22 protein-coding genes and 1 riboswitch are annotated in these 24,105 nt (G+C 37.6%); of the genes, 7 read left to right on the top strand and 15 right to left on the bottom strand.

The genetic code is table 11. From position 1 onward, the window contains the following. Window positions 1–86: 86 nt before the first annotated feature. Window positions 87–806, bottom strand: a complete 720-nt coding sequence (locus AC1VNJ_RS14975) for a FadR/GntR family transcriptional regulator (RefSeq protein WP_482641013.1) — start codon at window positions 804–806, stop codon at window positions 87–89. Between the two features lie 193 nt (window positions 807–999). Between AC1VNJ_RS14975 and AC1VNJ_RS14970 the strand changes: the two genes are divergently transcribed. Continuing rightward, window positions 1,000–2,769 carry a B12-binding domain-containing radical SAM protein gene (locus AC1VNJ_RS14970; RefSeq protein WP_028414181.1) on the top strand — a complete coding sequence of 590 codons (1,770 nt, stop codon included), beginning with the start codon at window positions 1,000–1,002 and terminating at the stop codon, window positions 2,767–2,769. A 27-nt stretch (window positions 2,770–2,796) separates the two neighbouring features. Here AC1VNJ_RS14970 and AC1VNJ_RS14965 read toward each other — a convergent pair whose 3' ends face one another. The 7 genes from AC1VNJ_RS14965 to phaR form a co-directional block, all read right to left on the bottom strand. Continuing rightward, the gene (locus tag AC1VNJ_RS14965; RefSeq protein WP_014461091.1) at window positions 2,797–2,970 is read right to left on the bottom strand and encodes a thiamine pyrophosphate-dependent enzyme; all 174 of its coding nucleotides are present in this window, start codon (window positions 2,968–2,970) and stop codon (window positions 2,797–2,799) included. Window positions 2,971–2,972: 2 nt separating this feature from the next. Beyond that, window positions 2,973–3,131, bottom strand: coding sequence for a hypothetical protein (locus tag AC1VNJ_RS14960; protein ID WP_025749458.1), 159 nt, complete (start codon window positions 3,129–3,131; stop codon window positions 2,973–2,975). A 367-nt stretch (window positions 3,132–3,498) separates the two neighbouring features. Beyond that, window positions 3,499–4,878 carry a TrkH family potassium uptake protein gene (locus tag AC1VNJ_RS14955; protein ID WP_255256020.1) on the bottom strand — a complete coding sequence of 460 codons (1,380 nt, stop codon included), beginning with the start codon at window positions 4,876–4,878 and terminating at the stop codon, window positions 3,499–3,501. 219 nt (window positions 4,879–5,097) lie between these two features. After that, complete coding sequence (locus tag AC1VNJ_RS14950; protein ID WP_080963408.1) at window positions 5,098–5,286, bottom strand: hypothetical protein; 189 nt, start codon at window positions 5,284–5,286, stop codon at window positions 5,098–5,100. A 120-nt stretch (window positions 5,287–5,406) separates the two neighbouring features. After that, the gene (locus AC1VNJ_RS14945; RefSeq protein WP_013055939.1) at window positions 5,407–6,495 is read right to left on the bottom strand and encodes a class III poly(R)-hydroxyalkanoic acid synthase subunit PhaC; all 1,089 of its coding nucleotides are present in this window, start codon (window positions 6,493–6,495) and stop codon (window positions 5,407–5,409) included. A gap of 76 nt (window positions 6,496–6,571) precedes the next feature. Next, window positions 6,572–7,315 carry an acetoacetyl-CoA reductase gene (phbB, locus tag AC1VNJ_RS14940; RefSeq protein WP_014461095.1) on the bottom strand — a complete coding sequence of 248 codons (744 nt, stop codon included), beginning with the start codon at window positions 7,313–7,315 and terminating at the stop codon, window positions 6,572–6,574. Between the two features lie 81 nt (window positions 7,316–7,396). Continuing rightward, window positions 7,397–7,996 carry a polyhydroxyalkanoic acid synthase subunit PhaR gene (gene phaR / locus AC1VNJ_RS14935; protein WP_028414183.1) on the bottom strand — a complete coding sequence of 200 codons (600 nt, stop codon included), beginning with the start codon at window positions 7,994–7,996 and terminating at the stop codon, window positions 7,397–7,399. A gap of 392 nt (window positions 7,997–8,388) precedes the next feature. Here phaR and phaQ point away from each other — a divergent pair, with 392 nt between their 5' ends. The 3 genes from phaQ to AC1VNJ_RS14920 all read left to right on the top strand — a co-directional run bounded on the left by phaQ (window position 8,389) and on the right by AC1VNJ_RS14920 (window position 9,855). After that, complete coding sequence (gene phaQ / locus AC1VNJ_RS14930) at window positions 8,389–8,829, top strand: poly-beta-hydroxybutyrate-responsive repressor (RefSeq protein ID WP_013055935.1); 441 nt, start codon at window positions 8,389–8,391, stop codon at window positions 8,827–8,829. A 172-nt stretch (window positions 8,830–9,001) separates the two neighbouring features. Continuing rightward, window positions 9,002–9,514 carry a polyhydroxyalkanoic acid inclusion protein PhaP gene (gene phaP, locus AC1VNJ_RS14925; protein ID WP_014461097.1) on the top strand — a complete coding sequence of 171 codons (513 nt, stop codon included), beginning with the start codon at window positions 9,002–9,004 and terminating at the stop codon, window positions 9,512–9,514. A gap of 143 nt (window positions 9,515–9,657) precedes the next feature. Then, window positions 9,658–9,855 carry an alpha/beta-type small acid-soluble spore protein gene (locus AC1VNJ_RS14920; RefSeq protein ID WP_013055933.1) on the top strand — a complete coding sequence of 66 codons (198 nt, stop codon included), beginning with the start codon at window positions 9,658–9,660 and terminating at the stop codon, window positions 9,853–9,855. Window positions 9,856–9,907: 52 nt separating this feature from the next. Here AC1VNJ_RS14920 and sigI read toward each other — a convergent pair whose 3' ends face one another. The 5 genes from sigI to AC1VNJ_RS14895 all read right to left on the bottom strand — a co-directional run bounded on the left by sigI (window position 9,908) and on the right by AC1VNJ_RS14895 (window position 18,397). Further along, on the bottom strand, window positions 9,908–10,618 hold the full coding sequence (sigI, locus tag AC1VNJ_RS14915) for an RNA polymerase sigma factor SigI (protein WP_033578364.1): 711 nt from the start codon (window positions 10,616–10,618) through the stop codon (window positions 9,908–9,910). Between the two features lie 362 nt (window positions 10,619–10,980). Then, window positions 10,981–11,796: a TerC family protein gene (locus tag AC1VNJ_RS14910; protein ID WP_028414185.1), complete on the bottom strand. Its 816-nt coding sequence runs from the start codon at window positions 11,794–11,796 to the stop codon at window positions 10,981–10,983. Between the two features lie 96 nt (window positions 11,797–11,892). After that, window positions 11,893–11,988: riboswitch (yybP-ykoY riboswitch) on the bottom strand. A 76-nt stretch (window positions 11,989–12,064) separates the two neighbouring features. Next, the gene (locus AC1VNJ_RS14905) at window positions 12,065–15,088 is read right to left on the bottom strand and encodes a PAS domain S-box protein (RefSeq protein WP_482641012.1); all 3,024 of its coding nucleotides are present in this window, start codon (window positions 15,086–15,088) and stop codon (window positions 12,065–12,067) included. Window positions 15,089–15,247: 159 nt separating this feature from the next. Beyond that, window positions 15,248–15,991: a LytR/AlgR family response regulator transcription factor gene (locus AC1VNJ_RS14900; protein WP_028414187.1), complete on the bottom strand. Its 744-nt coding sequence runs from the start codon at window positions 15,989–15,991 to the stop codon at window positions 15,248–15,250. A gap of 750 nt (window positions 15,992–16,741) precedes the next feature. After that, on the bottom strand, window positions 16,742–18,397 hold the full coding sequence (locus AC1VNJ_RS14895) for an alkaline phosphatase (protein ID WP_028414188.1): 1,656 nt from the start codon (window positions 18,395–18,397) through the stop codon (window positions 16,742–16,744). Between the two features lie 202 nt (window positions 18,398–18,599). Between AC1VNJ_RS14895 and AC1VNJ_RS14890 the strand changes: the two genes are divergently transcribed. From AC1VNJ_RS14890 to AC1VNJ_RS14880, 3 genes are read left to right on the top strand one after another with little or no spacing between them, the layout of a single operon-like run. Then, window positions 18,600–20,120, top strand: a complete 1,521-nt coding sequence (locus AC1VNJ_RS14890; RefSeq protein ID WP_028414189.1) for a spore germination protein — start codon at window positions 18,600–18,602, stop codon at window positions 20,118–20,120. A 14-nt stretch (window positions 20,121–20,134) separates the two neighbouring features. Further along, complete coding sequence (locus AC1VNJ_RS14885) at window positions 20,135–21,220, top strand: Ger(x)C family spore germination protein (RefSeq protein ID WP_028414190.1); 1,086 nt, start codon at window positions 20,135–20,137, stop codon at window positions 21,218–21,220. A gap of 12 nt (window positions 21,221–21,232) precedes the next feature. Continuing rightward, on the top strand, window positions 21,233–22,357 hold the full coding sequence (locus tag AC1VNJ_RS14880) for a GerAB/ArcD/ProY family transporter (RefSeq protein ID WP_482641011.1): 1,125 nt from the start codon (window positions 21,233–21,235) through the stop codon (window positions 22,355–22,357). A gap of 25 nt (window positions 22,358–22,382) precedes the next feature. Here AC1VNJ_RS14880 and msrA read toward each other — a convergent pair whose 3' ends face one another. Both msrA and AC1VNJ_RS14870 read right to left on the bottom strand, forming a co-directional pair. Beyond that, window positions 22,383–23,345: a peptide-methionine (S)-S-oxide reductase MsrA gene (gene msrA / locus AC1VNJ_RS14875; RefSeq protein WP_028414192.1), complete on the bottom strand. Its 963-nt coding sequence runs from the start codon at window positions 23,343–23,345 to the stop codon at window positions 22,383–22,385. Between the two features lie 153 nt (window positions 23,346–23,498). After that, window positions 23,499–23,927: a MarR family winged helix-turn-helix transcriptional regulator gene (locus AC1VNJ_RS14870; RefSeq protein WP_028414193.1), complete on the bottom strand. Its 429-nt coding sequence runs from the start codon at window positions 23,925–23,927 to the stop codon at window positions 23,499–23,501. Window positions 23,928–24,105 lie beyond the last annotated feature (178 nt).

Below are 24,105 nucleotides of genomic sequence, written 5' to 3'. Positions count from 1 at the left end.
ACAATAGAGCAAGCATAAATTATCGGAAGGTGCTTGAATTTTAGTTTTTCTGTTGTTTAGAGCGCACTTTTCTGCCTGAAATGGCGTTATTTTTCTTCCGGTATGTATTTCATTAGTACATGTTCAACATTATCAAGGTGACTCATCATAAAATGCTGAGCATCTTCTGCATGCTGAGAAAGAATAGCTTCATAAATTTGCTGATGCTCTTTATAAATCCGTTCAGCCGTTTTCTCTTCTGCATAAAGCCAGATGCGTCTTGTCTCTTTCATCGTTTCAATCATCATTTCTGATACGTTATTCATAAGCTTCACTAAAAGAGGGTTTTGTGAGGCTTTGGCAATGGCTAAATGAAAATCAAAATCTGCTTTCTCTCCCAGTTCTTCATTGCCAAACGCTCCTTTCATTTGTTCCAGACTATTAGACAGCTGTTTAAGGTCCGCATCCGTTCTCTTTTGAGCTGCCGCTCGAACAGCTCCAATTTCTAATACTTTTCTCACTTCAAGCAAATGCTCAATATCGTTTTTATTCATTAATACAGCGCTAGTTACAGGCAAAGACAGCATATCTGAGTTAAATTCGCGTACAAATGTGCCTTCTCCTTGCTTCATCTCCAGAAGCCCCATCGCCCGCAAAGCGCTAAGAGCTTCACGAATAGCTGAGCGTCCTACCTGAAAGTTTTCCGCCAGCTGCTGCACTGAATCCAAACGGTCTCCAGGTTTCAAGCTGCCTTCTTTTATATTCTCAAGAAGCGTTTCGGCTACTTCTTCGTATATTTTTTTTGGCTTAATTCGCTTATATTCCACGTTTTCCACCTCATTTTTTTCGTTCACCAAGGTTCACATTAACCGAGACTCTTTCTTCTTTTACGTTTCTGTTACATTTTACCGAAATCTTTTCCCCGCCACAACAAAAGTGCAAAGGTATTTATACTTTATTTCTCAAATGTGCTAAAATAGTAAATTGATTTCATATTACGAGTTAAAAGGAGCTTTTTGAATGAACATTGTTGTCAGTACATTGAATGCGAAGTATATCCATACTTCTTTAGCCCTTCGATGTTTAAAAGCCTATGCAGAGCCTGACTATAAAGTGGATATGGCCGAATATACGATTAAAGATCCTGCTATGAACATTGTCACGGATTTATATAAACGCAACCCAGATATTATTGGTTTCAGCTGTTACATTTGGAATATTGAAGAAACGATTAAAGTCGCACAAATGCTTAAAAAGATCAATCCTGAGCTCATCATTATATTCGGTGGACCAGAAGTAACCTATGATGTAACTCACTGGTTAGAGCGTATTCCTGAAGCTGACTTTATCGCTATTGGTGAAGGTGAAGAAACATTCAAGCAGCTGTTAGATGAACTTCACGGCGAGCGTCAGTTTGAAAACGTAAGCGGCGTGGCTTTCCGAAAAGAAGGAAAACCAGTTGTTAACCCACAGCGCAATAAAATTGATCTGCGCGAAATGCCTTCTCCTTTCCGTTTTGAAGAAGACCGCCAAGAACTTTCAAAACGCGTTGTGTATATTGAAACAAGCCGCGGCTGTCCGTTTAGCTGTCAGTTCTGTCTCTCTTCTATTGAAGTAGGCGTTCGTTATTTCGACCGAGAAAAAGTAAAAGAAGATATTCGCTATTTGATGGATAACGGAGCGCGCACAATTAAGTTCGTAGACCGCACGTTCAACATCAGCCGCAGCTACGCCATGGAAATGTTCCAATTTTTAATTGATGAACATCGTGAAGGTACCGTATTTCAGTTTGAAATTACTGCCGATATTATGCGCCCAGAAGTTATTCAGTTCTTAAACGATAACGCGCCAAAAGGATTATTCCGCTTTGAAATTGGCGTTCAATCTACAAATGATGCCGTTAATGAGCTAGTCAAACGCAAACAAAACTTCAAAAAATTAACGCGTACCGTAACAATGGTAAAAGAAGGCGGAAAGATCGACCAGCATTTAGATTTAATCGCCGGACTGCCAGACGAAGATTACAACTCATTTAAAAATACGTTTAATGATGTATTTGCACTTCGTCCTGAAGAGCTTCAGCTAGGCTTTTTAAAAATGCTTCGCGGCACTGGCTTACGTTTAAGTGCGCCTCGCTATAATTATCAATACATGGATCAGTCGCCTTATGAAATTTTAAGCAATAACGTCTTGCCATTTTCAGATGTCGTACGTATCAAGCATGTAGAAGATATTTTAGAAAAGTTTTGGAATGACCACCGAATGGATGAAACGATCGAGTTTTTAGTAGAACACTGCTATGATACGCCTTTTGATTTTTTCCAAAACTTTGGGACGTATTGGGATGAAATGGGCTGGGTTCGAATCGGTCATCAGCTTGAAGATTTATTCAGACGCCTTAAACAGTATATTCAAACAGAAAGTTTTTCAAATGAAGAAGTAATTGAAGGGTTTATGAAAATTGATTATTTACAAAACCAAAAGCATAAGCCTCGTAAGCCTTGGTGGGACGATAAAGTAGAAAAACAAGTCCGCTCTCATTACTATCAGCAAATGCTTGCTAATCCTTCTATCATGGGACAGGCTTTTGAAGCTGAACAGCTTGCTGAAAAAGAATTATACAAGCACACTGTTTTAGAAATTCTTCCATTTGATTATATGTATTATAAACAAACAGGACAAATCAATGAACAACCATCTGTTCTTCTTGCTTATTATGATCAAAAAGCAAATGATACAAAACTTTATTCAGCACCTGTAGAAGCATTTGGTCTTCCAGTTGTAAGCTAAAACCTCGGATATCCGAGGTTTTTTTCTTTAGCATTCTTTTTTCTTTTCATGCTCTTTATCAGACTTTGTCTTTCCAAGGGATTCATATATTTTAGCTGCGTTCGGATCGCCCATTTCCGTTCCAAACTCTTCTTGCAGTAATTGTTTTTGTTTTGCTTCGGTGCTCGCGATGTGCTTATTGTTTTGTTTATGTTTGCTCATCGTTACTTACCTTGCTTTCCTTTTTTAGAATTGCGATTCGCGCCTTTAGCCGGCTCCTCGCCGCCAGCATATTCAGCAGCAAATTCTGCATCTGAAAGGCTCTCTTTTGGTGTATTGTTGTTAGTTAGTGCTGATTTGTACCCTACTTTACGCTTTGCCATCATCTATCCCTCCTATGCTTGGAAGTCCATTGAACTTCCTTTTCTTAGAATGCGCCTTTTGCTAAGCAATATAAGCAGAAAAAGCTGTAAAAAAGCGGTTGAAACATAACAAAATCACTTTACTCTAAATACGAACAACTAGGATAAATGCGTTGAACCGCTTGTGACACCGCTGTTGATTTCCGTGCAAGGCTTCGCTTTCCGCGGGCGGTCGATAAGCCTCGCCCTCCCATCAACAGCTAGAAGCAGCTACATGAAACCTACGTTCACCATCATAATAAAAAGATCCGAACGAGTTGGATTCTTAATCAAGAAACAAACTCATTCGGATCTTCCTTCAACTAACATATTTTTGTCCCAGCCTCTTTTATCCAATAATGATACGTTCTTTCGGATAGTGATAATCCGGTCCAGACGTTGGACGGCGAAGCATTAAGATAAATGAGAACATGCCAATTCGGCCAATGAACATTAAAATCATAATAACGCATTTTCCGATATCAGAAAGTCCTCCTGTAATGCCCATTGATAAACCGGTTGTCCCAAAAGCTGAACACACTTCAAAAATAAGCTCAATGAGAGAAAAATGTTCTGTAATACTTAAAATAAGAAGAGAAATCGAGCAAATGATCACGGCTAACATCGACACGGCTACTGATTTGATAATGTCATCTTCATGAATTTCGCGGCGAAAGATTTTAATCGTCTTATTTCCTCTTACGTAATAAAACAGGAAAAGAATATTTAATGCAAACGTCGTCGTACGAATTCCTCCTCCTACTGAGCTCGGTGAAGCCCCGATAAACATCATCGCGCTCATCATAATTAACGTAGGAAGTGAAAACTCATTAATATTCATGGTCGCCACTCCTCCGCTCCTTGTAGCAGCGGATTGGAAAAACGCATAAAAGAACGATTCATCCCAAGACTTATCTGCTAAAAACCCTGAATGCTCTAGCACAAGAATTAAAATTGTTCCCCCTGCTAACAGCAGAAAAAACATAATGGTCGTTAGCTTCGTAAATAGAGAAAATTGAAATTTACGCTTATCTTTAAATGTTAAAAAATAGTGCTTAATCTCAATTAACACAGGGAATCCAATCGCTCCAAGCGTAATTAAAATAACAGTTACCACTTGTACAAAATAATCATGGGCATACGGAATAAATGAAGATCCTGTAATATCGAAGCCGGCATTTGTTGTAGCGCTGACAGAAGCAAAGAAACCATGCAGAAACGCATCTGTCCAGCTCGAATAGTAACGGAGAAAATGTAATCCTAAAATAATGGCACCAACTAGTTCAATAGCAAAAATAATAAATAAAATATTTCTCATCAAGTCAACTAATCCTGATAAACGGGATTGGTTATGATCTGTCATAATGAGCTGACGTTCCTTTAAACCAATTTTTTTACCTAAAATCATCCAAATGAATGTACTGAGTGTCATCACACCAATACCACCGATTTGAAAGATAAAAGCGAGCAAAAAATAGCCCGTGGTACTAAATGTATCCGGAGTAGAAACAGGTGTCAGCCCTGTTACACTTACCGCACTAACGGCAATAAATAAGCGATCAATAAATGCTAACTTCACTCCCGGCTTTAAAGCTTCTGGAATACTAAGCAATAGAAATCCAAGCGTAACAGCCACTATGTAAAATGTAACAATAATTTGAGCTGAAGACATCTGCCTTACTCGTCGTTTCCATGGTTGCGGCATAATCTGACATTCCTTTTTTGTTATAATACTAATAGTTTTCTTCTTTCTTCCCAAAGCATACTCATTGTTACATGGATAGCAATATCCATGTAAAAAATCCCATGTTCAAGAAGGTGACTACATTAGTATAAAAGAAGTCACCTCACTTGTCATTAGATATCATAAATCCCAGCAGCCTGCATCAAGAACCGTCACTCAATATTGTCTGTTTATACAAAAAAAAGAGGTCGAGACATAATTAAATTAATCTAATCTAAAGACAAATAAATGGGATACATGAGCTCGTATGGACACTTGAGACACCGCTGTTGATTTCCGTGCAAGACTTCGCTTTCCGCGGGCGACCGCTGAGCCTCCTCGTCGCTTACGCTCCTGCGGGGTCTCACCTGTTCCGCTTTCCCCGCAGGAGTCTTCGCCTTGCCCTCCAATCACCAGCTAGAAGCAACCACATACTTGAAACCTGCGTTCACCATAACAAAAAACGAACCACTGATATCAGTGGTTCGTTTTTTACTTCGGCTAAAATATTTTTGTCCCAGCCGCGTCTTTATTTTATTTAGAACGTTTTTCTAGCCAATCGCCGATTGAAGGATATGTTTCCTTCACTGCTTTTGGACCAAATACAACAGATACGTGACCTGTTTGCAGCAATTTGTACTCTTTATCTTCACTTGAAACAGCGTCCATTAAAGCTGCCACTTGATGCGGCATCGCAATATGATCACGGCTAGCAGCAATGTTTAAAATATTAGCTTTAATATTTTTCAAATCTACTTTGCGTCCGCGAACTTCAAGTTCACCATTGATTAATTTGTTTTGTTGATAGAAGTCGCGAATCCACTGACGATAAGCTTCACCAGCAAATGGGATTCCGTCAGCAACCCACTTTTGCATTAGCTTCCAGCTTTCAACAAAGCGCTGATTTTCCGAACGATCCACCAGCGTTACATACGGACCGTAAAAATTTGTGATTGGCTTTAGCATCTTGTTTCCAAAGTCAATCATCTCTGGAGGGATGTTTCCGAATGTATCTACTGCTTTATCTAAATTAAAGTAGCGATCGTCTAGGAATGCTCCGTATAAACCTGTATCTGAAAAATCAAATGGACTTGTCATAAAAATTAAGTTTTTAATCGGCAAGTCTTCATTTAATGCAGCAAAAATAGATGTCATAGTTCCGCCCATGCAGTAACCAAGAACAGACAAATCAGGAGACTTAGAAGTGCGAAGCACCTTTTTCGCCGCTTTTGGAATATAATCTACAATATAATCATCTAGCTTCATATTGCTGTCTTCAAGCCCAGGAGTTCCCCAGTCAAGTAAATACACGTCAAAACCGCGGTTTAATAAGTATTCAACAAGGCTGTTTCCAGGTGTTAAATCCAAAATATACGGTTTATTGATCAGTGCATATACGAGTAAGATTGGTGTTTTATGCAGGTTATCTTTTACAGGCGTATAGCGATATAATTTTGCCTTATTCTTTTTCCAAATAACCTCTTTTGGTGTTAATCCAACTTCCGGTTCCGCTTCTGTTGTCATAATTTCATATGCACGCTTAAAACGTCTTGCAGAACTTTTATATTCACTTGGCATTGATTTGATTAATTTTTCCCACTCTTGCACGTAAGGAATTGCCACGAATATACACACCCTTTCATTTCATTAGTAGTTAGTTAACAAGCACAGCCCCGACAAAAGTCAGGGCCAGCATTTATTACATGTATAAGCCGCCGTTAATGTTTAACTGTTGTCCTGTAATGTACGCGCCGTCTTTTGCTAAGTAAACAACTCCGCGTGCAATTTCTTCAGCGTGGCCTAAGCGACGAGTTGGAATTTTCGCAACAACTTTTGCACGAACTTCTTCCGGCATTGCCATTACCATTTCCGTTTCAATAAATCCTGGGCAAATTGCATTAACTGTTACGCCTGACTTAGCAAGTTCAAGAGCTAATGATTTGGTGAATCCTAGCATACCTGCTTTAGCAGCTGAGTAGTTTGTTTGACCAAATCCGCCCGCTTGACCAATAATTGATGAAATATTGATAACACGACCGCCTTCAGATTCTAAAAGATGCGTTAGCGCAGCTGATGTTGTGTTGTATACGCTATGTAAGTTTACATCAATTACTTTTTTCCAATCTTCTTCGCCTAACTTCTTGAATGAACGGTCACGCGTAATTCCAGCATTGTTTACTAGAATGTCCAATTGACCAAACGCAGCTTTTGTTTCTTCGATTAGGTGTTTTGCTTGATCTACATAAGACACGTCAGCTTGAACCGCAATAGCTTCGCCGCCGTTGTCTTTAATTTCTTTTACAATTGCTTCTGCAGATTCTTTACTGCTGTTATAGTTTACTGCTACTTTTACTCCATTAGAAGCAAGCTCACGTGTAATTGCTGCCCCGATACCTTTAGATCCGCCTGTTACGATTGCTACTTTACCTTGTAATGTTGTCATGAAAAATTTCCCCCTTGCTTCTTCAGCGATGATTTTTACTGTAAATACAGCAGTTAATGTTGTTTTAAAATCCCCTATGCCCTACTTGCGAGCCGGCTGCTCAGTTTTTTGAGCGTTTGATGGTTTTGCTTCAGCTTTAGCTTCTGCCTTTGGCTTTTCAGCTAATTTTTCTTGTTTTTCTAAAAGCTGAGCCTGAAGCTGCTCACCTTGAGTTTTAATTTGTTGTTGAATCGTTTCTTTTAACTCGTCTTGTGTTTTTTGCTGCCCTTCAAGAAGAGATAACACTTTGTCGAGTTTTTTGTCTAATGATTTGACATCAGATTTCAGCTTAGTTACATCTTTTTTCAAAGCGGATGCACTTTCTTGCTGTGCTTCTAATTCATCAAAACGATCATCAAATTGCTCTTCTAATAATTCTACTTTTTCTTCCACATTGATGACTAATGACGCAACGTTTGCTACATCTTCTTTTGTTGGTACATTTACTTGGTGCAGATAGCGCCCCGTTACTTCATTTACTGCTTGTTGATATTGAAGGTTCATATTTAGCACATTTCCCATGAGCTGGGAAAATTCTTCACGATTCATATTGTCCCCAATAACTTTACCCCAGTAAGATTCGGTTTTGTCATATACGTCTTTCCATGCTTGAAACGGATCAAATACTTTTTGCTGTTCCAAAACTCCATCTCCTTTCTTGTGTACGTTAAAAGTGATGGCTTTCAATATGGACACTTAATGTGACAAGCGACATATTAGAAGCTCTAAGTAAACGCAACCAATTTTGCGTTTATTTATTGGATAATGTAAATCTTTTCACAATTCACTTACCAACAAATTATAAATGTTATAAAAATTACCTACATGTACTATTATAAATTCGTTTTCCAAAATAAACAATTCTAAATCTTTGTTTATTTTTGAATTTTTTTGACGCTTTTTGTCGAAATTCAAAAAATCGTTCTTTTTTCCTGTATTTGAAAGACCTGTTTTAAAGTGTTGACAATTTTTTCATCTAGGTGTAAATTACACATATAGAAAACAAATTCTCTTTTTTCGAAGGGGTGATTACCTTGGGATCAAGTGAAAAAGATAACACCTCTAATTCAAACAACTTAGAAAAATCGATTAGCGGTGCACCAAAAAACTTGATGGTTCCTTTTCTTCTTTTAAGTTTAAGAGGTTGGAATCTACATGGTTACAAGCTCATTCAGCAACTAATGAGCTTTGGATTCACATCAGTTGATCAAGGAAATGTCTACCGCACGCTGAGACAGCTTGAAAAAGACAACTTGATTACATCGCAATGGGATACGTCAGCTGAAGGACCTGCACGCCGGATTTACTCATTAACAGATGCCGGTGAACAATATTTAAGCATGTGGGCTAATTCACTTGAACAGTATCAAAACATGTTAGATTCATTTTTTCACATGTATACCGACATGTTGTTCCCTTTTAGCTCTTCTTCTTCTAAAAAGTCAAAAGAATCAAAAGAGGAAGAAAACGATTAAAGGGATTCACGCAGTACATCTGCGTTTCCTAATATAATGTTAAATAAATTTCACGGTCAACCAGCGAGCGCGGAATGTTAGGTTTATTACACAACTACGAATTTCCTCTTTAACGTTTTGTTCATTACGATAACTGTTCGCCAGACCAAATTATTCAAGGAGGAATTTGATTATGTCAACAGTAAAGTATGATACAGTAATTGATGCAATGTGGGAACAATGGACAAAGGGGTTACAAAACATTGCAGACGGAAACAAACAAATTGAGCAATGGACGTTAAAAGCACTTGAGCAACAGCAAGAATTTGTAACAAAAGCAGTTGAACAACTTCAAGCAACAGACAAACAGTGGAAAGCTGAATTAGAAGATCTTCAACAAAAAACAGTTGAAAACTTACGTAAAACAGCTGGTAACGCTGTTGCCGATTCTTATGAAGAATGGACAAACCGCACGCATGAAGCATTAAATAAATTACAAGAGCTTTCTCTTAACCAAAGCAAATCAAGCTATTCTTTAGTAAAGCAAGCTCAAGAACAATATCATCAAGTAGTAACACAATTAGTAGAAGAGCAAAAGAAAACGCGTCAAGAGTTCCAACACGTATCTGATGCATACGTAGAGCAAGTAAAATCTCTTCAAAAATCATTTGCTCAGTCTCTTGAGCAATATGCAGTTGTAAAATAATATATAAAAAAGCCCAGCTTCTTTGAAAGCTGGGCTTTTTTATACTTTCTTGCAAACCATTACCAGTATGCAAAATAGTAAACAGCAAATAATACAGGTACAGCAGTGAACTGCTGTACAAATAAAAAAGGAGATGACTAATCATGGCTAGAACAAATAAACTATTAACACCAGGAGTAGAACAATTTTTAGATCAATATAAATACGAAATCGCTCAAGAATTTGGGGTAACTCTAGGTTCTGACACTGCTGCACGCAGCAACGGTTCAGTAGGCGGAGAAATCACAAAACGCTTGGTGCAACAAGCTCAAGCTCACTTAAGCGGCAGCACACAAAAATAAAACATAACTTCATAACATGGCTAAAAAAAAGGCACCTGCGTGTGCCTTTTTCTTACATAATATAGTCTTTTAAATACACGTAGTCCCCCGCTAATATAATAACCATTGCGATGATATATTTCCGGTTTCTTTCAATTGTTTTCCGGCTCACTTTGACATGTTTTTCAATCAAGCGAATGGGAAGCTGCCGCTTTAAAAACAGCTTATCTTTTAATTCTTTTTCATTGACGATAAAAGATGCAACTTCCACTGCGTTTCCCCTTGCATCCTTATGTTTAGGAGACGTGTTAATAATGTCTTCAAGAGTTAATTTAAACAGTTCCAGCGTCTGACAAAAATAAGTCATTTCCTCTTGAATATATGAAGTTTCACTTTGCCTTTTATAGTTAGAAAGCGATATATCCCTTTCTACCTTACCTTGCATAAAACCTTCATTTTCAATTCGGCTATAGAGCAGCGTTTGGTTTCGCTTTTCTTTTCGAATATAGTCGATGACTCTTCTTTTAATAATCAGTTCCGCAAATGCAAGAAGGGATCGACCTTTTTGGATTGTGTAATTTTCAATGGCTTCATTAAACGCAATCAGACCAATGCTAAATTCATCGTCAGCTTCACTTATATAACGTTTACATACAGCTGAAACAACTTTAGCAATAAACGGTTTATATTGTTGAATCATTTCGTTATGTAATTGTTTATCCCCTTGCTGAATCGTCAGTACAAGTGTTTCAAGCGATGGAGGCGTTTGAACTTTTGTGAGCATTGGCTTCACCTCTTTTACTATACTCAGTTGCTTTATACCATATTAATATCCATTCTTTTGATGACAAACAGGGTAAAGAAGCGCTCTGCTCCTTTTAATTCTCTTTATTATAACCCATAATAGCTCAATTTTACCAATTAACATACATTTGAAATATATGTTTATGAACTGAAATAAACTTCATTGAACTGAATTATCCAACGCTGATTCTGTTCTTTACAGAATATGAACGAAAAAGCAAAACATTCGGATATACAGTAATTAAACACCAGTTAGTTCTTTTACCCTTTCCCAAAACAATTTAAACTAGGTATTTTATCTTAATACAAAAAAAACGCGCATTAAAAGCGCGTTTTTTTGTATTATTGATTTTCAATTTTCTTTAATGAGTCTTTTTCTTTCTCTGAACCTTCAAGATCAGTTTGTTCTTTGTTTTTAGATAAGAACCAGCCTGAAGCTGCTATGCCAAGTAACACAACCCAAAACGTAATTTTCCATACTTTTGATTCAGGGAAGTGTTCATTAATAATACCTAACTCCGGATGAGCAAGAGTGTAAACTGCTAGCTTAACCCCTACCCAGCCTACGATAGCAAAAGCCGCCGTTTCTAGCCCCGGGCGCGTATTTAATAGCTTGACGAACCAAGTTGCAGCAAAACGCATAATGATTAGTCCCATAATTCCTCCGGCAAAGATCACCAAGAATTGTCCGCCATCGAGTCCGCCAATTTTAGGAAGATTGGTTGTTGGCAACGTAACGGCAAGAGCCACAGCAGCCAAAATTGAATCAACCGCAAAAGCAATGTCCGCTACTTCTACTTTTAAAACCGTCATCCAGAAACCTGAGCCTTTTTTTCCGTCCGCTTCTTTTACTTTTTCATGATCACCTTTTTTCACATATCGCTTCACAATATGATTAATGGAAATGAACAATAAGTAAATGGCTCCTATTGCTTGAAGCTGCCATACATCTACCAAAAATGAAATCAAAAACAAGGAACCGAATCTAAAAATAAAGGCACCGGCTAATCCGTAAAACAATGCCTTCTTGCGTTTTTCTTCCGGTAAATGTTTGACCATAATGGCCATTACAAGAGCATTATCCGCCGCCAAAATTCCTTCTAATGCAACCAGCACCAGCAATACCCATCCATATTCTAACAAAAGCGATGCATCCATAAAAATCCCCTCTCGTTTCTTTGTATAAGTTGATTTATTCTCATTACCGGAATAAAACACAAAAAGACCTTTGCCAAATATGGCAAAGGTCTTGCTAAGCATAATCATTATGCCAACAAAGCCGATGGAATACTCCATGTAATGACGACTTTGTTTCAGGTTTCCCTGACGCTACTCCCCTTTACTCCGTAAGAAGTAAATGTATTAAGTTGTTTTTATTTTACAAAAGGTCCACTAATAAGTCAATGAAAAGCCTTCTAAACTTTTGTTAAGCTTTTGTAAAGCGATTTAATACATTCAAAAACGTGGCAATATGAATTGGCTTTGTTACGTATTCACTAAAACCGACTAAAAAAGCTTGATCGATATCGCTTTGCATTGCGCTTGCACTCAAGGCGACTCGCGGAATATGCTTCAACTCTTTTTCCAGCTGAAGCTGTGTGCATACCTCAAAACCATTCATATCAGGTAGATCAATATCAATTAAAACAATGTCCGGTGAAATGGACTTGATTAGCCCGATGCCGTTTTCTCCTGTTTTGGCAACTAAGAGCTTAACGTTTTTATATGGAGAAAGAATCGATTGCATAAGCTCAATATTTGTATCGTTATCCTCAATATACACAATTGAGATTGGCATAGAAAAACCTAAAAATGACTCGGCTTCCCCTTCATTGGATAAGCGTTTAGGAACAGGTGGATGTACTAAGGGAAAACGAACCCAAAATGTACTGCCTTTTCCTTCTTCACTTCGCACTCCACACGTTCCATTCATTAAGACAACAAGCTGCTTTACAAGCGCCAGCCCAATCCCTGTTCCGTCTTTTTCTAGTCTATTCACACGATAGAAAGGCTCAAAAATCCGATTTAATTCTGAAGCTGGAATTCCAAAGCCCCTATCTTCAATCAATATGGTTACGTGATGCTGAGTAATATCGGTATAGATAATGATATCGCGATAAGCGGGCGAATATTTAATGGCGTTTGTAAGCAGATTTAATAAGATCTGCTGAAACCGAAGTTCATCTACTTCAACAAAGACTTCTTGGTATGCGTGAAAGCGAGTATAAAATATACTATGCTTATCTTTTGCTAATGGTTTCATAATTTTAAGCGCGTCTTCAATTGCTTCTTTTACCGACACTGGTTCAAGGTTAATCGCTAAGTGACCTGATTCAATTTTCGATAAATCAAGCGTTTCATTTATTAAATAAAGAAGATGATTACCTGCTTTTAAAATTTTTCGTATACGATTCAATTGTTTTTCTGTTAAATCTTTTTCTCCTTGCTCTTCCAATATCTGTGCATAGCCTAAAATACTGTTTAAAGGCGTTCGAAGTTCATGGCTTACTTTTGATAAAAATTCTGACTTAGCCTGATTTGCTTTTTCGGCTTCTTCTTTGGCTATAATCATTTGCTGATTGGAATGAAGCAGGTCTTGTTCTTGTTCCTGCTGCTTTGTAATATCATAAAATGTGACAACTACGCCTTTATAATATTTGCTTTCTTGCAGAGGTTCAGCATTCACCGAAAGCCAAGTCAACTTTTTCTCATTTAAATAAATGCCCATGACTGTATTTCGCACAGGCTCTTTTGTATGAAGACAGCGGACAGATGGAATATCTTCGAGTGCAAAAGCTGTGCCATCAGGATGAATAATTTCCCAGTCTAAACCAAACGGGTTAACCGATAACATTTGGTCATAAGGCACGTTTAGAATCTTAGCAGCGTATGCATTGGCAGCAATTAAGTTACCTTCAAGGTCATGAAACACCACGCCTTCTGACATTGTAGAAAGAACGGATCGATACATGCTTTCACTTTTAGCCAGCTTTTCTCTTGCTTCGTGAAGATCAGTAATATCTACTATAGAACCAATAACTTCTTGTACTTCTCCTTTGTAGATATGAGGTGTTAATTTCGTATAGTAAGCAAAGTCGTTCAAAAGTACTTCATACGACACTTTCTCTCCCGCCCATGCTTTATCATAGTAACTCCTATTATCTCTTGCGTAGGATTCAGGTAAAAATTCCTCAGGTGTTTTTCCGACAACATCTATTTCCTCATATCCCATTTCACGAATCATTTTGCCTTCGCACATCGTATAGATATATCCTTTACTGTTCTTCACAAATTTAAAAATAGTACCATCTTGCTGTGAAAGCGTGCGTTTTAAATCTTTTTGTAAATCCAGAAGCTGCTGTTGAGCCCTTTTTCGATCTGTCACATCTTTGGCGATAACGTAACTTCCTTTAATTTGATCATAAACAATAATGGGCATTTGCGTGACTTCAACGTATACAGGCTGATTATCTTTGCGAATCAGCGTTGCCTCATAATATACAGAGTCTCCGCTCAGGGATTTCCACATATATTCTTCAGCTCTTTCAGCTTCTCTGAACATAGAAGGAAACGGGATTGTCTCCATTTTGTTTAACGTGTATCCTGTTAGCTCGATTCCTTTTGGATTAATCGTTTGAATATTGCCGTACAAATCAACCGCACACACAATATTGGGATTGTAGTTAAAAAGAGATTGATAATACTCTTCTTTTAATTGACTTTCCCTCACTTCTTCCTGACGCTTAAAAGCAGCAACGAGCAGGAAGACAATCAGTAGCGTAATTGTGATGCTTGCAATAATATTGGAAAACGGCGCTTGATACGGCAGCCACTGGCCCCACCTTCTAGCAACTGAATGTGCAATATGCAGCTTCATTCCATACATACTGATGAAATGCATAGCTGAAATGCCAATACCTAGCAAAATGGAGCTAACAAGTTTAAGAAATGGATTAGCTTTCACGCTTTTCGAACGAAAAAACAAGTGCATCGCATAAAATGCAACGACCAGGGCGATGATGATGGAAAGCAAAACAGATAGCATCGCATAATGAATGTGTGCTTCTGTTTCGATTGCTGCCATTGCAATGTAATGCGTACCCAGAATACTGCTTCCTAAAATAAGCCCTGACCATACCGACGTGCGCCATTTCCAGAATGTCCAAAACGCAACTAATGACCCGCTAATTGCTATTATTAAAGCAAGAACAGAAAGTACAGCATCAAAATGAAAGCTAACAGGAACATAATAAGCAAGCATCGCAATATAGTGCATCGCCCCCACTCCAAGCCCCATTGAAGTTGCTGACAGTGTAAGCCACAAATAATTGTTTCGCTGTTTTTTTATCATTTTGCTCACAATATCAAGTGCTGTATAAGAGGCAAGAATCCCTACAATGACAGCAAGAAATACGGTAAATTCATTATAGTGACCAGTAATTGAAATCATTTTCTTTCCTTTCACTTTAACGTTACTTCTTCTATCTAACTCTCCTTATAAGAACTATATTACGATCATTTATTCCGAAAGCAGACACATGAAATAGACGAAACTTACATAAGCTTCGTCCTTTCATCAACATAACTATTTTAGAAGCAGCAGCATCTCTTAATTTGTCATTAACTGATGCAGCTGTTTTTGAACGTCTTGGATTTTTAATTTTGAGATATGAGCATATTCATCAATTTCTAAGAAATAAACAAGATATGTTTCGTTTTTTGGCGTGATGTGCGAAACTTTCTGCAAATTTACGATATAAGACCGATGTGTTTGACTGAATACAGAAGGGTTCAAATACATATAGATATCACTAATATTTTCATATGTCTCATAGACACGTGATTGAGTATAGATTAAGCATTTTTTTCCGGACTTTTCGATAAAAATAATTTGATCAATTGGAATGTAATAAGTAGATCCATTAAATTTTACAGGCAGTCTTTTTAATTGCTCACCTGGCTTTTTTGACTGATTTTTATCAATTCCAATGGAGTTTTTTGCCCGCTCTAGCGCCATATAAAGTCTGGTTTTTTCAATTGGTTTTACAATGTAATCCAGTGCCGACAACTCGAATGCCTTCACAGCAAATTCATCATAACCGGTGATAAAAATGAAGTTTAAATTCGGCTTAATGCGCAGGCACTTTTTTATGGCATCTACACCGTTAATCGTAGGCATATTAATGTCTACGAGCAAAAGGTCTGGACTCTTAGCCATCACTTCCTGTACAAGCTGCTCTCCGTCTTTGCAGATGCCAATCACTTCAAATTCCGGAAGCTGTTCTATAAAATAATCTAAAATTTCAACCGAATCTTCGTTATCATCGGCAATAATTAAGTTGATTTTGTTCATCCTGACTCCCCCTAGGATACAATGTTAAAGTATAGTACGAACTATTGCCCATTCTGTTTTATGCATGTCTACACATCTTTATAGTGTTTTTATGTTGAGATGAATGATCTACACGGACGCTAATCGTTAATGGAACGCACAACGATTGTTCATGGGGAATATTGCAATAATTGTAGGTTTTCTAGAAGAAGAAATAAAACCGTTTATCTATTATCATTTATTTTCCTAACAATGATTTAATACCCTTTTTATAATCTGCAAATCAGCATGCCAGAATCTTTATTTAATATTTTTAATAAAGGCGACACGCTATTTTCAATCATTTTGTCTTCTCTTACTATTAAAACATGTTCTACGTTCTTCCACCCATACTTTTATTCATTTTTTACTTTTTATTCAAGGTAATTACTTACATACAACCCTTAATAACCCTGTATTTGTAATTTCACTTGAAGAAATTTATGTATTTTTTATTCATTTTATTATAAAAATTCTAGCATATAACGTTATGAACTTACATATGTATTCCGAACTAGTTCCTTTTAGAACTATGATTATTATACCATTTCATAGTATAAATCACATATATTTAAAGGTGAAGACTTTCCATTCCTTTAAGAGTTCAAAGCTATTTATTTGTAAAATAAATCAATTCATTCCTCTCTAAAGGCTAATACATCTAATTATCCATCTATTATCTGTAAAAAAACAGGCCTAAAGTTATACTTCGGCCTGTTTTACTTTCATTTCTTATTTTGCATTTTTTACAATTTGCTGTGCCTGTTTAGATACAAAGAAGCGACCTTTTTTATCCTGTACCACCACACTGTCCATCTGCATCTCTTTTCCATTTACAATCGCAATATTTTTATTTACCGGAAAACGTACCGTTCGCTTATTGTTTGTAACAACGAGCACAGGGTTGTTTTTATCTTTTGAGTCCACCGCTACATTTGAGCCTTTAAACGCTTTATTTGCTTCAATAAATAATTCATTTGTTAACTCGTTTAAGTTAATATTCATTGACTTGGCCATATGTTTGGCAATATCCGTATTATCAAAGTGCCCCGTTGGTCGATTGACGCCGTATGAATACAGAAATACATCCTCACCCGTATGACCGCCCGTTGTGAATCCAAGGTTTGCTCGGTTGGCTAATAGCTTCGATAGTGTAGCACTGATTTCTTTTTTATCTCTTGCTTTAGTCAGCTGCGCTTTTTCCTCTGAAGTTAGGTTTGATAAACCATACAAAGCAGCTACTTCTTCTTTATTTGATAAATCTTCTTTTAAGTTAGACGTAGCACCTTCTAACGTCATTTTTGCTTTTTTTAATGGATCAATATAAGCAGAAACAGGTGTGGTATCATATCCTTTTGTTGTATTTGCATTACCGATTGAAAGACCGCTGTTTCCGTGATCAGCAATCGCAATAACCATCGTATTTCCATCTTTTTTAGCGAACTCTACTGCCTTGCCCACTGCTTCATCAAACGCTAATACATCGCTAATCATGCCTACTGGATCATTCGCATGAGCTGCCCAATCCGTTTTGCTTCCTTCAACAAATAAGAAGAAACCGTCTTTATCTTTGGAGAGTGTTGTTATTGCTTTATTTGTCATCTGGGACAGCTTTGGCTGTTCTGCTTTTGTCTGCGGTCGATCCATATCATACGCTAAGTCTCGGTCAGCGAAGCTCCCCCAGATTTTTTTGGCGCGTGACTGCTCTAATTCCTTTTTATTTTCTACAAAGTCATATCCTCTTTTGTTCAATACATTGACTAAGTTTTCACCGTCTTTTCGGCTTTTTTCTTCTGCTCCTGGAAGAAGAGATTGCTTACCTCCTCCAAGTACTACATCGATGTTTTGATACACTTGCTGCTCCGCTAGCGTTTGAAAATCATCACGGCTGTAGTTGTGGGCTGAAAAACCAGCTGGTGTGGCGTGCTGGATTTCAGAAGTAGCCACAATTCCTGTCGCGCGCCCCGAAAGCTTTGCTCCTTCTAGAACGTTTGCTACGGGACGAAACTGATCTTCTTTTTCTACGGGTTTAACCCCAGGTGTATTCACTACTGAAGGGAGCACACCTACATAACCAGAATTTGATTTATTTCCTGTTGCTAAAGCAGTAGCTGCTGGAGCGGAATCTGTAATAGCAGATTCTGCCGAATACGCCCGTACTCCCCCGGCCATTAGCTGATCCATATGTAACGGTTTTCCTTTGTACCATCTTGCAAGTGTAGTAGCATTTGAGCTCGTCCCGTCCATTACCATCATAATGACATTTTGAGGTTTCTTAGCTGACTGATGCTCCACTTTTGCTTCCGTTTGAATAAGAGAGTTTCCTAAACCAAACGAGGCCAATGCTACTGCTCCTGCCAGTGTAATACCTGCTAATTTTTTCTCCATATAAATGTACCCGCTCCTTTATTTCATTATCTTCGACATGTCTAAAGTTACCATCCAAACGTAAATCTACTGTTTATCCACTGTAAAAGAGTGTAAAGTTTGTCTTTATATTCTTCCTTTCTTCTTGAGAAAAAATAGTCGAATAAAAAGGAAGTACATGAACAAACTACCAGTAATAGAAAGTCATGCGAGGGGCACGGTTATGTTTAAACATTTATTTAAAAAAAAGAATGCAGACGATCAGCCCAAAAAATCATTGGACGAACTGATTAAACAATTTAAAAAATCAAGTGATTTTACAACATTAGCTATTGGTTCGCAGCATCGAAAATACATCATTACTTATTTTAAGCAGCTCGTAAACATGCAAAGTGTTGAAGATAAAATACTTGAGCCTTTTCAAAAACTAGACTTCACGTTAAGCAGTGTATATGAAGTCGAAAACGTTCTGCCGATTGAAGATATTTCCGTTACAAAAGATACAAAAGAAATTTTAGAAAAGATGCTGCGCGGCTATGTGATGTTTCAATTGCATAAAGACGATAAGCTAGTAGCTCTTATTAAAGTTCAAAGCTTTGATACGGGCTTTCGAAAAGAAAATGAAACAGAAAATGAGTTCAGCGTCGTCGGGCCCAAAATTGGTTTTGTAGAGGATTTAGATGTCAATCTCTATTTAATGAGAAAAACGGTCATTTCCGAAAACCTTATTTTTAAAGAACTTACCGTAGGAAATAAATCGAAAACGCGCGTGGTGCTTGTTTATTTAGAAGGCGTAACGAACCCTCAGCACGTAGACACCCTGACCCAGCGCCTTAAAGATATAGATTTCGACGTCATTTTTGATAGTACAATGCTTGATCAATTAATTTCCGATAATTCTTCTACGGCGTTTCCGCTTTTTTTAACAACAGAGCGGATCGATCGAGTCTTGTTTAGTCTGTTAAACGGGCAAGCTGCCTTCTTTTCAAGCGGTTCACCCTACGCAGTTACGGGACCGTCAACGCTGCTTGACTTCTTTATTTCACCTGAGGACTACTATTTACCGTGGGTTCTAGGGTCATTTTTCCGAGTTATTCGTATTTTAGGCGTCTTTTTCTCTATTTTTGCTACGCCTCTTTATGTAGCGATTGTTACGTATCATTATGAAATGCTTCCAAAAGATCTGCTGGGTCCTATTATTTTTTCAAGGACAAACGTTCCTTTTCCACCCGTCATCGAAGTACTTTTTTTAGAAATCACCATTGAGCTGCTTCGCGAGGCCGGAGCCAGACTTCCAACAAAAGTAGGTCAAACGCTGGGAATCGTAGGCGGGATTGTTATTGGGCAAGCAACAGTAGAAGCTGCATTAACAAGCAATATTTTACTTATTATTGTTTCACTGACAGCTTTAGCCTCTTTTACAACGCCTATTTTTAAAATGTCTAATACCATCCGGTTATTACGGTTTCCGTTTATTTTGTTTGCTACTGCGTTTGGTTTAGTCGGCATCACCTTTGGCTTTTGCTTCTTGCTGGTTCACTTGCTTCGTTTAAAGTCTTTAGGCATGCCTTATCTTGTTCCGCTTTTTCCGTTTCGTCCAACAGAGTACAGAGATACCTTTTTGCGCTTGCCGTATAGTCATACAGCCAAGCGGCCAAGCTACTTGCGTCCTTTAGAACGCTTTCGCTATAACCCTAATAAAGCGAATAAGACTAAACGAAAAAGTAATTTAGATAATGAGTAAAGCGGGGAAACGTCATGAAGAGAATACTTATTTTATGCACTTGCCTTACTTTCTTAACGAGCTGTGCAGACCGTGAAACAATTGACGAAATTCAAGTAGTTAACTCCATCGGATATGATTATATTCCTCAAAGCAATAAAGTCAGAGGAACTATTTTATACCCTATTTATAAGTACGGGCCAACGGAAGAACCTAGTATTATTGCGGCTACTGCTAATTCATCATTTGATATTCCACTCCGCTTAAACAATAAATCATCTCTTCCAGTTGCTTTTGGGCAGCTGAGGAGCATCGTCATGGGAAAAAAATTTGCAACACATGGCGTGGATGAATTAGTAAATACAATTGCTAGGAATCCAGACCTTGGACGTAATATTAAATTAAGCATTGCAGATGGCAACGCACATGAATTATTGAGCTCCGTTACCAAAAAGAAAATTAAGGACTATCAGTTTATTTCTAATTTAATCGAACAAAATATCCGCACAGAAAATTTGCCTAACACTAATTTACAAATTTTTTTATTTAGTTTTTTTAGCGACGACCGTGACCCTTATCTTCCTGTTTTAGCCCAAGAAAAAGATGCTATTAAATTAAAGGGACTGGCGCTTTTCAAAAAACAAAAAGTCGTTACAACCATCGGAATGAAAGAAACGTTTTTATTTAAACTGCTAACAAGCGGAACAAAGCACGGCCGCTACTCAGTAAAAATTAAAGAGAGTGACCGCAAAGGCGAAATTATACTGCAAAACTTGCGCACCAAAACAAAGTATGAAATTAAAGGCAATCATCAACATCCAAGTATTGTTGCGCACTTAACTATCGATGGACTTGTAAAAGAGTTTCCTGGATGGATAGATTTAACAGACCCGGCTAATATTAAAATGGTTGAAAAAACGCTTCAAAAAGATATTGAAAAAGATGGGGATACCTTTATTAAGAAGCTTCAGCGGCACAAAATCGACCCTATTTGTTTTACAGATTATGTTCGAAGTAAAACGCGAGGGTTTAACAGTGAAAAATTCAAAGCGCAATATCCGGATATGAATATTGAAGTAAAAGCTCGCGTTCACCTTATTCAAACGGGTATTAGTAACTAGGAGGAAGAAAAGATGCACAATACAATTAAAGAAGAAAATCAAGTTTCCCCTTCTTTTCTTTTTTTCTTAGTGCACTCTACGCAAATTGGGGTAGGAATACTAGGATTTCAGCGTTATATTATGAAAGGTGCTGGGTATGAATCCTGGATATCCATCATTCTTGCTGCAATTAGCGTTTGTATTTTATTAGCGATGATTTTTAATATCTTAACTCGCGAGAACAGCGACATAATTGATATACACCGATTATATTTCGGGAAATACTTGGGAGGGGCTTTAACGCTTGCCGCCTCTATTTATTATTTTATCTTCGCCTTAACAATTTACCGAACGTATGTAGAAATTTTGCAAATATGGATGTTTCCGCAGTTAGCTACATGGATTGTATCACTCGTTTACTTACCTCTAATTTACTATACAATTTCAGGTGGGTTTCGTGTCATTACGGGAATTGCTTTTTTTGGAGTCATTTTGCCTTTGCCTCTCCTATTTGCTCTAATCTATCCGTTAAAATATGCTCATTTAAACAATCTATCTCCCTTGTTCGATCACACGATATGGGAATTTTTGATTTCAACTAAATTGATGACCTTTGAGAACCTAGGATTTGAATCCATACTTTTTTTCTACCCTTTTATAAAAAACGGTGCTACTAGTCAGAAATGGGGTCAATACGGTGTGCTGTTCAGTACTTTTTTATACTTATGTACAGCCTTAGTCTCGTTTGTTTATTTTAGTCAGGGACAGCTAGGCCATACAATCTGGCCAACCTTAACAATGGCTAAAATTATCGAAATTCCATTTTTGCAGCGTTTTGAATATATTTTAATTGCTCTGTGGCTCTTAGTTGTTCTGCCTACTATTGCTGTTAGCTTGTGGTGTACAATTCGCGGATTTAGTAAAACATTTAATAAACCGCCTACTATTTTTCTCATATTAGCCTTAATTGCACTCCTTGGCTTTTCTATTTTCTTTGATGACCGAGAAACGATTGATCAACTTAATACACGACTATCTATGACCGGCTTTTACTTTATTTATGGCTATATTCCTTTCCTTTTTCTATATAGCCTCATTCGAGCCAAAATAAAACAAAAGAAAGCACAAAAAGAAGAGCGTGAGCCAACTTTAAGTTGAATCACGCTCTTTTTCTCATATTATTTTATTTGTTAAATAAAACAGCGTATTCCCCGTATCCTTCTTTTTCTAAATCTTCCTTCGGAACAAATCGAAGAGCTGCTGAGTTGATGCAGTAACGCAAACCGCCTGCATCTTGCGGACCATCATCAAATAAATGACCTAAATGAGAGTTAGCCGTTTTGCTTCGTACTTCTGTACGAACCATATTATGACTAACGTCCATGTTTTCTTTTACTTCATCTTTATTAATCGCTTTTGTGAAAGACGGCCATCCGCATCCGGCATCATATTTATCAGTTGAACTAAACAACGGCTCTCCTGACACGATATCTACATAAATACCATCTTCTGTATGATCCCAAAATTCATTGCGAAACGGAGGTTCCGTTGCGTCATTTTGAGTAACTTCATATTGAATAGGCGTTAATGTCGTTTTCAGCTGCTCGTCGCGGCCAAAGTCTTTCCAGTTTTCTTTAATAAAACGATCACGTCCAGATCCTCGTCGATACATAGCATAGCGGAATTTATTTTTCTTATAATAACCTTGATGGTATTCTTCCGCTTCGTAAAACGGTTTTGCCGGTAGAATTTGTGTAGCAATCGGCTCAGAAAAACGACCGCTTGCTTCTAATTGCTGCTTCGATTCTTCGGCTAGTTCCTTTTGGTGTTCGTTGTGGTAAAAGATAGCTGTTCGATACGAGTCGCCTCGATCCGCAAATTGTCCGCCTGCATCCGTTGGATCAATTTGAGGCCAGTATAGTTCTAAAAGCTTTTCATATGGAAAAACTTCTGGGTCAAATGTAATTTGGACCGCTTCATAGTGGCCCGTTGTTTCTGAGCATACTTCTTTGTACGTCGGGTTCTCTTTGTGACCGCCTGTATAGCCAGATACAACTTTTATAATGCCTGGCTGTTCATCAAAGGGCTTCACCATACACCAAAAACAGCCTCCAGCAAAAGTTGCTACTTCATATTGTTCTGTCAAAAAGATGACCTCCTTCATGTGTTCTTTCTATTATTATACGCTGATTTGATATTCTCACCAACTAACTTGCTTCTTGTACTCTTTCCGTTTTAAGACAAAAAAATAATCAGTGAAGCTCATCTTCACTGATTATTCTTCCGCATTTAAAGCGCTTTATTTTTGATCACCTTTAATTTTGTGAAACAGTTTATTCATCGTTTCAATTTCTTTATCTGTAAAGTGCTCAAACCGCTCAAGGAAATACGCTCGTTTTTTTTCTTGAATCACATTAAAAATATCTTGCCCTTCTTTGGTCAGTTCAATATCAATAATACGTCGATCATTTTCAGACCGTTTGCGTGCAATGTAGCCTTTTGACAAAAGCAAGTCGGTTACCGCCGTAATGTGGCTTGCTGACACTTGAAGATACTTAGATAAATCAGTTGATCGCTGCCTGCCGGAATCAACCAGCATACGAAGCACCATAAATTCATTTGTTGATAGCTCTGAATTGTATACTTCATTAATTTCTTGGCGAAGCTGTCTGAACACAAAGCGAAACAGCGTCTCCATTTCTTGAACGAGCTCTTCTCTTTTTTTCACTTGTCACTCTCCTTAACGCTATCGCATGATAACGAATATGTATTTACGAAAGTATTTCACTTTCTTAACTTAATTAGTTTTATCAAATTACTAAGCGTTTCGTCAACTATTATTGAGATTTTTTTCCACAAATCTGTACGAATTGATGTATTTTTCATAAAATTCCATAAAAAAAAGC

Source organism: Priestia sp. 3CA3 (genome assembly GCF_056836725.1).
The sequence above is the reverse complement of the archived record's forward strand: the minus strand, read 5'-3'. Positions and strand labels throughout refer to the sequence as shown.